Origin of the sequence: Nitrosospira sp. Nsp14 (assembly GCF_900113575.1) — a bacterium.
In the GTDB taxonomy this organism is placed as follows: domain Bacteria; phylum Pseudomonadota; class Gammaproteobacteria; order Burkholderiales; family Nitrosomonadaceae; genus Nitrosospira.
This window is the reverse complement of sequence record NZ_FOPV01000025.1, coordinates 21,790-32,542: the sequence shown is the minus strand read 5'-3', so window position 1 is coordinate 32,542 and position 10,753 is coordinate 21,790. Positions and strand designations below refer to the sequence as shown.

At 52.5% G+C, this 10,753-nt stretch carries 18 protein-coding genes and 1 pseudogene; 7 read left to right on the top strand and 12 right to left on the bottom strand.

The genetic code is table 11. The annotated features are described in order from the left end of the window. Together BM022_RS15800 and BM022_RS13855 are read left to right on the top strand one after the other, a co-directional pair. The coding region (locus tag BM022_RS15800) for a hypothetical protein (protein WP_218146894.1) at nt 1-228 on the top strand (228 nt) is incomplete at its 5' end. A gap of 319 nt (nt 229-547) precedes the next feature. Continuing rightward, nucleotides 548-958 carry a PEP-CTERM sorting domain-containing protein gene (locus tag BM022_RS13855; RefSeq protein WP_177191739.1) on the top strand — a complete coding sequence of 137 codons (411 nt, stop codon included), beginning with the start codon at nt 548-550 and terminating at the stop codon, nt 956-958. A 261-nt stretch (nt 959-1,219) separates the two neighbouring features. Here BM022_RS13855 and BM022_RS13850 read toward each other — a convergent pair whose 3' ends face one another. Next, entirely contained in the window at nt 1,220-1,414 is a 195-nt protein-coding gene (locus BM022_RS13850; protein WP_091140237.1) for a hypothetical protein, read from the bottom strand. A 277-nt stretch (nt 1,415-1,691) separates the two neighbouring features. On the opposite strand from BM022_RS13850, the gene BM022_RS13845 reads away from it, so the two are divergent. Next, complete coding sequence (locus tag BM022_RS13845; RefSeq protein ID WP_091140235.1) at nt 1,692-1,895, top strand: hypothetical protein; 204 nt, start codon at nt 1,692-1,694, stop codon at nt 1,893-1,895. A gap of 112 nt (nt 1,896-2,007) precedes the next feature. Beyond that, entirely contained in the window at nt 2,008-2,517 is a 510-nt protein-coding gene (locus tag BM022_RS13840) for a pyridoxamine 5'-phosphate oxidase family protein (protein WP_091140233.1), read from the top strand. A gap of 203 nt (nt 2,518-2,720) precedes the next feature. Here BM022_RS13840 and BM022_RS16290 read toward each other — a convergent pair whose 3' ends face one another. Beyond that, complete coding sequence (locus BM022_RS16290; protein ID WP_305728859.1) at nt 2,721-3,038, bottom strand: recombinase family protein; 318 nt, start codon at nt 3,036-3,038, stop codon at nt 2,721-2,723. A gap of 83 nt (nt 3,039-3,121) precedes the next feature. Between BM022_RS16290 and BM022_RS13830 the strand changes: the two genes are divergently transcribed. After that, complete coding sequence (locus BM022_RS13830; RefSeq protein WP_091140230.1) at nt 3,122-3,652, top strand: GNAT family N-acetyltransferase; 531 nt, start codon at nt 3,122-3,124, stop codon at nt 3,650-3,652. Nucleotides 3,653-3,696: 44 nt separating this feature from the next. Here BM022_RS13830 and BM022_RS16515 read toward each other — a convergent pair. After that, nucleotides 3,697-3,780: pseudogene (locus BM022_RS16515) on the bottom strand (transposase); the annotation flags it as partial. Between the two features lie 316 nt (nt 3,781-4,096). Between BM022_RS16515 and BM022_RS13825 the strand changes: the two are divergent. Further along, a complete protein-coding gene (locus BM022_RS13825; RefSeq protein ID WP_256209193.1) occupies nt 4,097-4,855 on the top strand; it encodes a PEP-CTERM sorting domain-containing protein in 759 nt (252 codons plus the stop codon). A gap of 444 nt (nt 4,856-5,299) precedes the next feature. On the opposite strand, the gene BM022_RS13820 is transcribed toward BM022_RS13825, so the two are convergent. The 4 genes from BM022_RS13820 to BM022_RS13805 form a co-directional block, all read right to left on the bottom strand. Next, complete coding sequence (locus tag BM022_RS13820; protein WP_091140228.1) at nt 5,300-5,701, bottom strand: cupin domain-containing protein; 402 nt, start codon at nt 5,699-5,701, stop codon at nt 5,300-5,302. Between the two features lie 123 nt (nt 5,702-5,824). Continuing rightward, nucleotides 5,825-6,034, bottom strand: coding sequence for a transposase (locus BM022_RS16510; protein WP_143079592.1), 210 nt, complete (start codon nt 6,032-6,034; stop codon nt 5,825-5,827). Nucleotides 6,035-6,323: 289 nt separating this feature from the next. Further along, nucleotides 6,324-6,701 carry a cupin domain-containing protein gene (locus BM022_RS13810; RefSeq protein ID WP_091140225.1) on the bottom strand — a complete coding sequence of 126 codons (378 nt, stop codon included), beginning with the start codon at nt 6,699-6,701 and terminating at the stop codon, nt 6,324-6,326. Between the two features lie 116 nt (nt 6,702-6,817). Further along, complete coding sequence (locus BM022_RS13805) at nt 6,818-7,297, bottom strand: carboxymuconolactone decarboxylase family protein (protein WP_091140224.1); 480 nt, start codon at nt 7,295-7,297, stop codon at nt 6,818-6,820. Between the two features lie 44 nt (nt 7,298-7,341). Between BM022_RS13805 and BM022_RS13800 the strand changes: the two genes are divergently transcribed. After that, nucleotides 7,342-7,632: a hypothetical protein gene (locus BM022_RS13800; RefSeq protein WP_091140222.1), complete on the top strand. Its 291-nt coding sequence runs from the start codon at nt 7,342-7,344 to the stop codon at nt 7,630-7,632. 516 nt (nt 7,633-8,148) lie between these two features. Here the strand turns inward: BM022_RS13800 and BM022_RS13795 are convergent. From BM022_RS13795 to BM022_RS13780, 5 genes are all read right to left on the bottom strand, one after another. Continuing rightward, on the bottom strand, nt 8,149-8,421 hold the full coding sequence (locus BM022_RS13795) for a hypothetical protein (protein WP_091140221.1): 273 nt from the start codon (nt 8,419-8,421) through the stop codon (nt 8,149-8,151). Nucleotides 8,422-8,470: 49 nt separating this feature from the next. After that, nucleotides 8,471-8,596, bottom strand: a complete 126-nt coding sequence (locus BM022_RS16170; protein ID WP_256209192.1) for a hypothetical protein — start codon at nt 8,594-8,596, stop codon at nt 8,471-8,473. A 513-nt stretch (nt 8,597-9,109) separates the two neighbouring features. Then, nucleotides 9,110-9,361: a cupin domain-containing protein gene (locus BM022_RS13790; protein WP_218146893.1), complete on the bottom strand. Its 252-nt coding sequence runs from the start codon at nt 9,359-9,361 to the stop codon at nt 9,110-9,112. A 128-nt stretch (nt 9,362-9,489) separates the two neighbouring features. Next, nucleotides 9,490-9,969 (bottom strand): carboxymuconolactone decarboxylase family protein, encoded by a 480-nt coding sequence (locus tag BM022_RS13785; protein WP_091140219.1) that lies wholly within the window; start codon nt 9,967-9,969, stop codon nt 9,490-9,492. A 92-nt stretch (nt 9,970-10,061) separates the two neighbouring features. Next, the gene (locus BM022_RS13780) at nt 10,062-10,319 is read right to left on the bottom strand and encodes a hypothetical protein (RefSeq protein ID WP_091140217.1); all 258 of its coding nucleotides are present in this window, start codon (nt 10,317-10,319) and stop codon (nt 10,062-10,064) included. Nucleotides 10,320-10,753: the final 434 nt, after the last annotated feature.

Sequence of the window (10,753 nt, the reverse complement as noted above, 5' to 3'; positions counted from 1 at the left end):
TCGGCAATCGAACACCGGCTGAAGCAGGCTTGCAACGGTTGCAAAATCAGAATGCCTGAACCGGAAGACTCACCTTCGAACTGGCTACAAAAAACAATAGCAGGTCACCTCCCCAAACGCACGATTAAGTCTTTAGATAAAGGCTTGTGTTCTATCTATCTTTGTTCCTGGCTCAGATATTGCTTAATGAACATCATGGCAACAGGTAGGTGGTTTGTAACTACCTAACTGAAGCGTTAAAACTTAATGAATTCCCTTTGCCTAGGGATCGAATCATCACGGAGAATATGAAATGAACAGAACTATCGTTTTCATCATTGGCGCTTTGTTTATAGCGCCTGTTCAGGCGGTGCCACTCGATACAGCCAGCTAGACAAGTTGGACGTCATCGACAAGCGGCAGCTTTACCCAGGATTCCAACGTTATCAACGTAACGTATACGGGTAGCAGCTTCGGGGTGGACTACGGCTCACACCTTTATAACGTGCCGCCTTCGTTCACCAATAGTGAAGTTACTAATACGCCGGGAACCAACGGGATGCTTCTGATGACCGGGGGTACAGGCCAAATCAACGGTTTTCATTTTTCCGAGGCGGTTGTTGACCCACTCATCAGTCTTTTCAGCGCGGGCCAGGCAGGCGTCCCGGTTTCATTCAATTTTCTGAATAATGTGACATTCAGCATACTGAGCGAAGGCGCGGGTAATTGGGGAGGCGGGCTGCTTACCCAGAACGGCGCTTCGATTACGGGCTGGGAAGGCAATGGATTACTTAAATTCCATGGCACGTTCACTGACATTCTATTTACCACGCCTGATTACGAGTTTTATTATGGCGCCACTGTCGGAGCGCTAGCCGATATGGCCGTACCCCCGACCGCAATTCCTGAACCCGCTACCTTCGCACTCATTTTAACGGGTCTGGGCATGATAGGATGGACGCGCCGCCGTAAGAGCTAAGGTCGAGTCAGAGGTCTGGGAGGCACGAAAGTGTCTGTCGATAGCCCCCTTCGATAGCCCCCTTTATGTCCGGCCCCACTGATTTTGGGCGAGAGTGTATGTATCCCTAATACACCTCTTCCGGGTCATCGCTACGGCGTATCGCTAATGGTCCAGTAAGCATCAATGGAACTCGTGGACAACTTGTACGTAGCGTCAGCTATTGCACTGAAAACAAGATGCCTGAGGACCTATTCCTTAAGGGGTTGCCGCCAACTACTCTCATTTCTCGTCTTGCTTGCCAAGTTTTTTACCGATTTCATCCGTTGCTTCACCTATCCTCTTGCTGGCTTCAGCGGCCGTCTGATCTATTTTTTTACCTGCGGTTTCTGCGGGTCCCGGCTTGTCGCATGCGGTAAGCCCACAAATCAATAGAATCGAGATACCGATTAATGTGAAATTCTCTTTTACTTTCATTTTGGTTCCTTTTTAATTTTTATAACGCCTAAAAATACATCCTCATTGATCCGCAGATCAAATGAAGAATATCACACACACCCCTCGGACAAAGGTTGGAGGTGTAGATTATCGCAAATGGTCGATATTGTTAAGGATGCGGCCAAGCCGGACGATGCCGGGTTTCCTGCTATTCAAATAGAATAAACGTTGATGGTGGAGCCCCTCATGATCGACAGCACGGGACAATGGATACACCGGACTGACGAGGGTATAAGAAACTTCTGGAGGTGGTTCAATGGCTTTGGACGAGCAGGATTGGAAGGAACGGCTGGGCAAGGCGCAAACGCAGGAAGAATTCGAGGCGCTGATAATGGAACTGCCGGAGCGGTCGTTGGATGAGATGAGCGAGGAAGAGCGCGAATACTTTTTGATGGAACAGAAGATCGAAGAAGAGTTTATGGCCCATATCACCCAAACCGCAAAACTAAGGGATGGCTAGTGCGCGTTCAGGCCTCTGGCCTCAGAAGGAAATGATGAAAATATCCTCACGCGCTTCATCAACCTGAAGCATTGAATAGGCCGGATATCAAACCGGTGTAAAGGAGTTACCAGTGGAAATCGATGAACAACATAATGCCGCGCTGGCTAAGGTCGCGGAAATGGTCGGCGATGCCAGATTCGCCATGTTGACTACCAAGGAAAAAGACGGCACCTTGCGCAGCAGCCCCATGGCTACCATGCAACTGGACAGCGAAGGCAACCTCTGGTTTTTTACTTCCCTGTCATCCCCAAAAATCGAGGAAGCGCAACCGGACCAGCAAGTCAACCTCTCCTACGCTCGTACAGATAAGTACGACTATCTTTCCATATCCGGGGCAGCGGAGCTGGTGCACGACAAGGAGAAGATGCAGGCATTATGGTCTCCGTGGCTCAAGCCCTGGTTCCCAAAGGGCTTGGACGATCCGGATCTCGCTTTGCTCAAAGTCAGCATCTTGGCAGTCGAATATTGGGATGCGCCCCACAGTGCTACTGCACGGGCATACGGACTTGTGAAAGCGCTGGTGACAGGTGATACCGATGCATTGGGTGAACATCGCAAACTGGATGTAAACGAGGAATAACCGGGGCAGCTGTTGAAAACTCCTGGGCGCCTGTGAAACCAAGCGCTACAGAATTCATGGCTCCTTTTTCAACTCTTCCGCCCGTGCCCTGTAGCACGCACCCGAAATTCATAGCAGGTACGGCAGCAGAATACACATGCGCCAAGAGGCGGAATGAGGTTTGCCAAATCTGTTCATCATCCCGATGTCAGTATACCCGCGCCCTAGTCTGTCTCGAGACTCGCACTTCTCGCGCGGGGAATATGGCGGTATAGCGTGGAGGCAGCCATGTTCAATCGTCGGGCTACGGCAGCAACGGTGATCGCAGAATCCTTCAGCATCGCCTTGGCGGCCTGAAGATCCTTGTCTGGAAGACCCGAAGACCTGCCACCCACACGGCCTCGTTCCCGCACGGCTCTCAAGCCCGTAGCAGTCCGTTCGCGGATGACGCCGCGCTCGAATTCGGCTAGTGCCGCGAAGATGTGGAATACGAGTTGCGCCTCCAAACGGGTGATTGTCTTGCAATTGTGCTTAGTCAGCACATCGCCTTTCGCAACCCAACTCGCAACCGAGCGCGCTATGCAGTGGCGCTGACAACCCTTTCATCCACTTCAAGGAGATCGTGATGAGCGAACAGACCATCGTGCATTGCACCTTCGAGCGGCATGCCACCGTGATCTTGGATATCTTCAACGACGCGATCTTGAACTCAACGGCGCTATACGACTACAAGCCTCGAGCACCACAGAGCATGGTTGGTTGGTTCGACGCCAAGCGGGCCGACGGCGTTCCAGTAATCGGTGTTGAGGACGGCGATGGAATGCTGCTGGGCTTCGGAAGCTACGGCACGTTTCGGGCATGGCCCGCTTACAAGTACACCGTGGAACACTCTGTGTATGTGCACAAGGACCATCATGGTCGAGGGCTTGCCCGCGCGGTGATGCGAGAGCTGATAGTGGCAGCTCGAAAAAACGACGTGCACGCGATGATCGGCGGAATCGATGCGACGAACACAGGGAGCATCGCGCTGCATGAGCAACTTGGCTTCAAGCATGTTGGTACGCTACCCCAGGTCGGCATCAAATTTGGCCGCTGGCTTGACTTGGCTTTCTATCAGTTGCTTTTGGACACGCCTGACCATCCCATCGATGGCTAGATCGGCGGCCGGTGTGGCGCTCGGGCATCGCTAAATCCGTGCTAGCTGCATAATTCCCTCACGGGTACACCTCCGTCCGCCTGTTTCAGAAACCCAACAATTTGCTCATCCGTAAATCGTTTCTTCACATTCGTTCTCCTCTGGAAAAACGAACTTTACTAGATTCTAAATGGCGTTGTTTATGGGGAGCACGTTACTCTTTACCATATAAAAGTCTCCTTTTCGCTATTTCCCATATGGCGCAGCGTTACTTCTCAAAATTCTACATTTAATTCGGTGCAATTCGTTCCTCCCCGTTTCCTTGCTTTCCAATTGAAACGATCTATGCTGAAAACACGTTGCGGGAGTACACGGTCAGTTTGGGTGCATTGGCGTGGTGCGGTTTACGTCTATTACTTAAAAGCAACGTGGCTAATTTTCGACCTGATTACCTTAAGGAGTTTTATGAATAAGGCGACTTGGATGACCGACTGTTCACAATTAAAGAATTACACGGCGGTGCTCGTTGTACTGGCTTTAGTATTTCCGCCAGCCGTAGCAAATGCTGTAGAGACTGAAGACGTTCCTTGGACTTGGACCCTTGCGAAGACCAACGTTATTGATAAAGAGTCTATATCGGTATCTAAGACTAATAGAGGGGGAGCAAGTATTGACGCGAATGATAGTGCTTCCCTTTCCGGCTCGTACACTGTCGGGCATAGCGTCACCCCGCCGACAGATGCAGATCCTGATGACGGAAAGCATTGGGTACTGCAAAGCGTCACCCAGAACGCTGAAGTTAAAGTTACAACGACGTGGAACGGAGGGGTCACTAACACGACGACGGGGACGAATACGTTTGCAAAAGCGTCTGTTTCGCTTGACCCCAAATTCACACCCTTTAATCCATCCACGGTTGAAGTCGGCGCTTCGGCGGCCCTGAACCCAGGCCCTGCGTCCAACGCTACAACTTTTACCAACGTAGCAGATGGTCAGAGCGTCGGTTATGGGGGAGGTGTTAGTGTCTCCACAAGGTTTGGCGTCGCGTCGGCGGTAGGGAATGATTATGTGTTTGCCAGCAGCACACTCAGCGTTTCTGGTACGATAACTAATGCGAACGTTCATGCGACATACGCATTAGTACCCGAACCCGAAGCCTATGCCTTGATGCTGGCGGGCTTAAGCTTGCTTGGTTTTATCGCACGGCGTCGAAAGATTACTTAAACACCGCCTGATCCTGAGCCACGGAAGGGTGTATGTCCTTTGTGGCTTTTTCGTTTTTAGCGTCCAAAGTGCCAATTTAAATCTGACTGCTTAGCGGATCAGACCAAAACTACTACACCTTACATCTCATGAAATGTGGAGTGGCGCCGGTTACGGATGAAGCCCTCCCCCGTTAATTAGGTACCTCCTACCCTCAGTGATCTGAAATTTGTAGAAAAATCGACACGCTTCCAGCCCTCAATGGATAACGGGCAGCGGGTTGTAATGCTCCCAGCAAGCCAGTTGACCGATACGACCGACTGCGCTGTCGACAACCCGTATCCGGAACCGTCGCCCTGGCCCCAGATTATGCGTTCATGGTAAAAGGACTTTTGACGTCCCATATGAAAGTTTTCTGACCCCCGGCAACCACTCTAACCCAACGGTGCTAATCAAAGCGGGCCTTTACTTTTCTAGTACCAGAGGTGGAGCGCCTTTCTTCTTAACCATGAAAACAAGGAATTTTGCTGGCTGCGTGCTACTTGCGTTGCGGGAAACGGTGTGAATATCGTTAGGATCTTCAAAAAAGATCTGGCCTGGCGTCAGGGTGATTTCTTTTCCGCCTTTCACCTGCGTCACGATGGAACCTTCGAGTACGTAAAGAAACAACTGCGCATTGTGGCGGTGGACAGGGCTCGAATGGCCCGGAGGAAAGTCCACGGTGTACATCAGAACATCCTTGCCGGAAACTCCTGCCAGATCTTTCGATATGAGCGGCGTAACAGTCTCCTGCGCCATCAGGGGACTGGTTATGATCAGAGGACCGGTTATGAGAAACGCCAGCAACAACAGTGGTCTTGCAAACATGTGCATTGCTCCTTTTAAGTGTGTCGTGGTTTAGAATTGTGTGTGAGAGGACAGATCAATAGAGCTGGTCCCACTCGTCTGAACAGCGGCCCCAAGTTTTATAGGTGGAATCTTCGCTGATTCTCACGCTGCCATTTCAACCGTCGGTAACAACACGGCATAAGTTTCATCAGGTGTTTCCCTGCCCAAGCTCAAGCGCGGGCCTGGATCGGTGTACCAATCCACGTATTGCATGATTGATGCTCTAGCTTCAGCGACTGAGTCATAGGCACGCAAATACACCTGCTCGTACTTCACCCGACTTCCGACGAACACATTGTTCCTCCAGTCCATACCAATCCATCTGAGCTTGCACTCCTGTTCCGTGAAGCTACACAACCTCATGCGCAGGAACTGGCTGCTCTGGTGGCTATTCACAACCTCCGGTTTCCTGCTGGCAGGTTAAATAGTTGCATGCTTATGTATAAGGCCCAATTCGACTATAGTACAGAAAGAATTTTTTGCTGAATAAGGATTATGGTGGTCGGAATTAGGCCGAGCGTTGAGCCAGCAAGGCAAAGATTTTACGCACCCGCCTTGTCGTTGATGGTCGTAGCAGCCGGGCGTCTGAAGCCGTCGGGCGTCAGCGCACCGGCGTTAAGACAGGCTCGTCGCTGTTCTTCAACAGGAAGACCAGAAACTGAGCAGGCTTGGTGAGGCTGGCGTTGCGTCCGATGGTATGCACATCATTCGGGCCTTCGTAGAAGGTCTGGCCGGGTGTCAGCGTCACTGGCTCTCCGCCCTGCACGCTCATCACAATCGAACCCTCCAGCACGTAGATGAAACCATGCGCATTATGGCGATGTACGGGGTCGACGGCGCCTGGCGGGTATTCGATGGTGAGCATCAGGATTTCATTGCCCGGATAATCGGCCAGCGCCTTGGTCATCAACGGCGTCACGCGCGCCGATGTTGGCGCCTGCTGTGCTTCGGCAGTACCGGCTGCCAACAGCAGCAGCATGGTGAGAGTTCTGAAATAGTCATGGCTTGTTCTCGTTCCTGGGCCTCAAGCGGGCCGTGTGTCATGGGTGAGTTCGGCGCGACGACATACCCTCCCGCAGTCGCGCCGATGCATGATCAGTACAAACCGGATTTGTCCAGGCCCAATGCCTTGTCGTACGCGCCGGGTACCGTCTGAAAACCCACGTTGACGCGGTTCCAGGCGTTGATCGACATCACCAGGAAGGTCAGGTCGGACAATTCCTTCTCGGACAGCTGAGTGCGAACACGCTCGTAGACGTCATCTGGCGCGCCATGCGCGGGGAGCTGGGTCAGGATTTCAGTCCATGTCAACGCGGCGCGCTCGCGTGGACTAAACAGTGTGGACTCGCGCCAGATGGCGATATGGTGCAGACGAAGCGGTCGTTCTCCATGGATCGTGGCTTCCTTGACGTGCATGTCCAGGCAGAACGCGCAGCCGTTGATCTGCGATGCCCTGATATTCACCAGATCATGAATCGACTCCTCGATCGTGGAATGCGTTAGGGCCGTGCTGAACTCTACGAATTTCTTGAACAGCTCGGGTGATTGCTTCTGGTACTCGATGCGCTGGGTCATGATGAATCCTCGAATGGTGGACAAAGCCCTATGAAGGTGACTGCGTGTCGATCAGTCACACGGGCTGGGTCTGGCGCGCCGCGGGACGCAGTCAAGATGTGGATCGCTGCTGGCGCTGGGCTATGGGCTTGCCGCGGCGCCGACGCGTGGCGGGAATCTACGCAAGCTATCAGGGGCTGGAGGAGACCTCAGACAATGAAGGTGCCGTCTTTCGGGTTCGCGGCGAGCCCAATTCGGTAAGAATCTACGCGAGCAGTTCAGCCATGTGCTATAAATTCAGCGCCTTCGATCTCAACAGTGCTGATTTATATGTGCCAAGTGTTGGCGCCCGCTGAATAGCGGTGAATTTTTGGATTGTGTACCGGTAGCCGGCTAATCATGATGGGACGGATAAAAGATAGATAACAGTAAGGCGTTTAGATGCAATGCCTGATCAATTCTCAGGCAGCATAGAGTCAAGTATATAAGGGTTAAAGCGAGACTTGAAAACTGCAGTCAGCGCCCCAAGAATTAATACCGATCTACATAGGAACCGCTCCCGCTCGTTAACGAGCGGCTGCGTTTATTATTATTTGAGCATCCTCAATACAAGGAGAGCATCATGGCAAAAGGTCAGCAAAGGAAGAACAAGGAAGCAAAGAAACCTAAAAAGAAGCCCACACCCGCTATCTGACGCGCGCTTGTGCCGAACAGATTGAGTGACAGGAGGGGTGAAAGATACTGCCTACCCTCACCGATATTTCAGGCTTCCTCAGACAGCCCTTGCTTGACTTGGGATGAATGGCTCGGGCTGACCTGTTAGTCCGATAGATCGAGATATGTAAGAGGCAGTACGTTCGAAGAAAAGCAGCTTAATGAATAACATTTTCCTCCGGTTGGACGCATAACACTCCTTTTTTGATAGGGGCGACCTTGGATTTGATGGCCTTGGTCTTGACAGCCTTCTTGTTATGCGCGCTAGCCAGCTTCTTTACAGCAAGATTGTAATTTGCCCATAAAGTATCAAGCTCCTCCGCGTGGCGCTCAAGCATCAGTGTATAGTCGTCCTGATGCTGGTCGCGAAGAGCATTCTTGGCGCGAAGATAAAGTGTGTGACGTCGTTGTGCTTCGGTATTTTTTTTCATGGCTCACAATAACCGGGATTGCGCATAATCAGAGCGAACAATACGCGGGTCAATTTCCTTCCATAAGCTCAGTAGTCAGATTGACAAAGCCCCATTTTTTGCTGCTCGACCCCGCTGATTGGAAAGCAAGGGAAAGAAGAGCAATAAGCCCAAGCCCCAACAGCACTTCAGGCATTTTCACGCATTCAGAGATACGGCCAGTCCGTCACCTCAAGGCCATGTACGCTACCGTTTGCGTTTTTACTGGGTGTATCTTACGGTTTTTCAGGATGACGATATATTGGACTGAAGTACACCAAAGGCGGCCTTTCTGCCGAAATGCGGTGAGGAAGCTCGAGAGACGTTCGCTGAGAGGGCTATGCGGTTGGAGGGGCACATCAGAGCAACCTACGATTCTAAAGAATTTCCCGGTTTCCGTACCTTTTTACCACCCAAAACTACTTCGCGGATTGGCCACTCATTGACCAGTCGTTACGAGTCGGCTGCTGCGCTCTCCTGGGTCGAGCTTGTATTCAAAGCTTCTTCATCTAATATGGAAGAGCGTTCGCTTCTCGCGGTGAGGATATAGAAGGAGAGGAAACTCGCCCGTGGAAGGGAATATTTTTCGTGCAACCAGACGGATGTACAGCGAGAGGCGGCGTTACTATCAAAGCTGCTATCCGCGTGAACGTGAATGAGGTATTCACTTTTAGCCATGCGCGCATAACAGCAGGACATGTGCCTGAAGGGGGAAGTTTGATAGCATCACAATCGAACCCTCCAGCACGTAGATGAAACCATGCGCATTGTGGCGATGTACGGGGTCGACGGCGCCTGGCGGGTATTCGACGGTGAGCATCAGGGTTTCCTTGCCCGGATAATCGGCCAGCGCCTTGGTCATCAACGGCGTCACGCGCGCCGATGTTGGCGCCTGCTGTGCGTCGGCAGTACCGGCTGCCAACAGCAGCAGCACGGTGAGAGTTCTGAAATAGTCATGGCTTGTTCTCGTTCCTGGGCCTCAAGCGGGCCGTGTGTCATGGGTGAGTTCGGCGCGACGACATACCCTCCCGCAGTCGCGCCGATGCATGATCAGTACAAACCGGATTTGTCCAGGCCCAATGCCTTGTCGTACGCGCCGGGTACCGTCTGAAAACCCACGTTGACGCGGTTCCAGGCGTTGATCGACATCACCAGGAAGGTCAGGTCGGACAATTCCTTCTCGGACAGCTGAGTGCGAACACGCTCGTAGACGTCATCTGGCGCGCCATGCGCGGGGAGCTGGGTCAGGATTTCAGTCCATGCCAACGCGGCGCGCTCGCGTGGACTAAACAGTGTGGACTCGCGCCAGATGGCGATATGGTGCAGACGAAGCGGTCGTTCTCCATGGATCGTGGCTTCCTTGACGTGCATGTCCAGGCAGAACGCGCAGCCGTTGATCTGCGATGCCCTGATATTCACCAGATCATGAATCGACTCCTCGATCGTGGAATGCGTTAGGGCCGTGCTGAACTCTACGAATTTCTTGAACAGCTCGGGTGATTGCTTCTGGTACTCGATGCGCTGGGTCATGATGAATCCTCCATGGTGGACAGAGCCCTATAAGGGTGACTGAGTGTCGATCAGTCACGCGGACCGGGGCTGGCGCGCCGCGGGCGCGCGGTCTAGATGTAGGCCGCTGCTGGCGCTGGGCTATGAGTTGTGTCGTCGATGCGTGGCTGAGTCCGTCCTGAAAGTGGGTCGAACCAACACGCGGTTACCGCCGTTTGCGGCCAGGTATTTACTCGCAAGCGGGGCGGGGGAAAGGGCTCGGGGCCGGTCACCTCGCCCATGCCATTCACCGGCGGCGCGATCATGAGATCGACCAGCACGGTGGCAACGTCACCGGCTGCGACGGGCTGCATGAAGGCGGTGACAGACAAACCACGTCGATCAAAGTCAGCTTTGACCTATCGTCAGTATTTTCCGTTGCCGTTCCCGTAGTAAGCGAGAAGAACTAATAGTTGCCCATTATGTCCTCCCCTTGTTCCATCTGGCTTGAATGAACTACTGCACCTCGTGGATATTGCTCTGACTCGGTATGACGGTACTGGCGTGGCAAATCGCTGGTTTCAGCATAGGTCAGATTCGCAGAAAATAAAGGACCCATACAAGCAACCGGCGCACTTGGCTGTTCACATGCGGTTGCCGCAGTTTTTCTATGCAGAGACTGGGGCCGCATCGGGTACCGGTGTTGAGCCTGGAAGGTTTAGCTTTAGTAATGCGCGCGGCTCATGGATTGGTTTCGCTACGGTGTCGACAACCGATCATGATCGAACCGATAGAAAAAAACTTGTAGGATGAAATCACTTGGTCG

Excerpts from the sequence above, each read along its gene's own strand:
- BM022_RS16170 (WP_256209192.1), bottom strand. The coding sequence starts at position 8,596 with ATGCCTGAAGTGCTGTTGGGGCTTGGGCTTATTGCTCTTCTTTCCCTT.
- BM022_RS13850 (WP_091140237.1), bottom strand. The coding sequence starts at position 1,414 with ATGAAAGTAAAAGAGAATTTCACATTAATCGGTATCTCGATTCTATTG.
- BM022_RS13830 (WP_091140230.1), top strand. The coding sequence starts at position 3,122 with ATGAGCGAACAGACCATCGTGCATTGCACCTTCGAGCGGCATGCCACC.
- BM022_RS13820 (WP_091140228.1), bottom strand. The coding sequence starts at position 5,701 with ATGTTTGCAAGACCACTGTTGTTGCTGGCGTTTCTCATAACCGGTCCT.
- BM022_RS13825 (WP_256209193.1), top strand. The coding sequence starts at position 4,097 with ATGAATAAGGCGACTTGGATGACCGACTGTTCACAATTAAAGAATTAC.
- BM022_RS13805 (WP_091140224.1), bottom strand. The coding sequence starts at position 7,297 with ATGACCCAGCGCATCGAGTACCAGAAGCAATCACCCGAGCTGTTCAAG.
- BM022_RS16510 (WP_143079592.1), bottom strand. The coding sequence starts at position 6,034 with ATGGACTGGAGGAACAATGTGTTCGTCGGAAGTCGGGTGAAGTACGAG.
- BM022_RS13855 (WP_177191739.1), top strand. The coding sequence starts at position 548 with ATGACCGGGGGTACAGGCCAAATCAACGGTTTTCATTTTTCCGAGGCG.
- BM022_RS13845 (WP_091140235.1), top strand. The coding sequence starts at position 1,692 with ATGGCTTTGGACGAGCAGGATTGGAAGGAACGGCTGGGCAAGGCGCAA.
- BM022_RS13795 (WP_091140221.1), bottom strand. The coding sequence starts at position 8,421 with ATGAAAAAAAATACCGAAGCACAACGACGTCACACACTTTATCTTCGC.
- BM022_RS13810 (WP_091140225.1), bottom strand. The coding sequence starts at position 6,701 with ATGCTGCTGCTGTTGGCAGCCGGTACTGCCGAAGCACAGCAGGCGCCA.
- BM022_RS13785 (WP_091140219.1), bottom strand. The coding sequence starts at position 9,969 with ATGACCCAGCGCATCGAGTACCAGAAGCAATCACCCGAGCTGTTCAAG.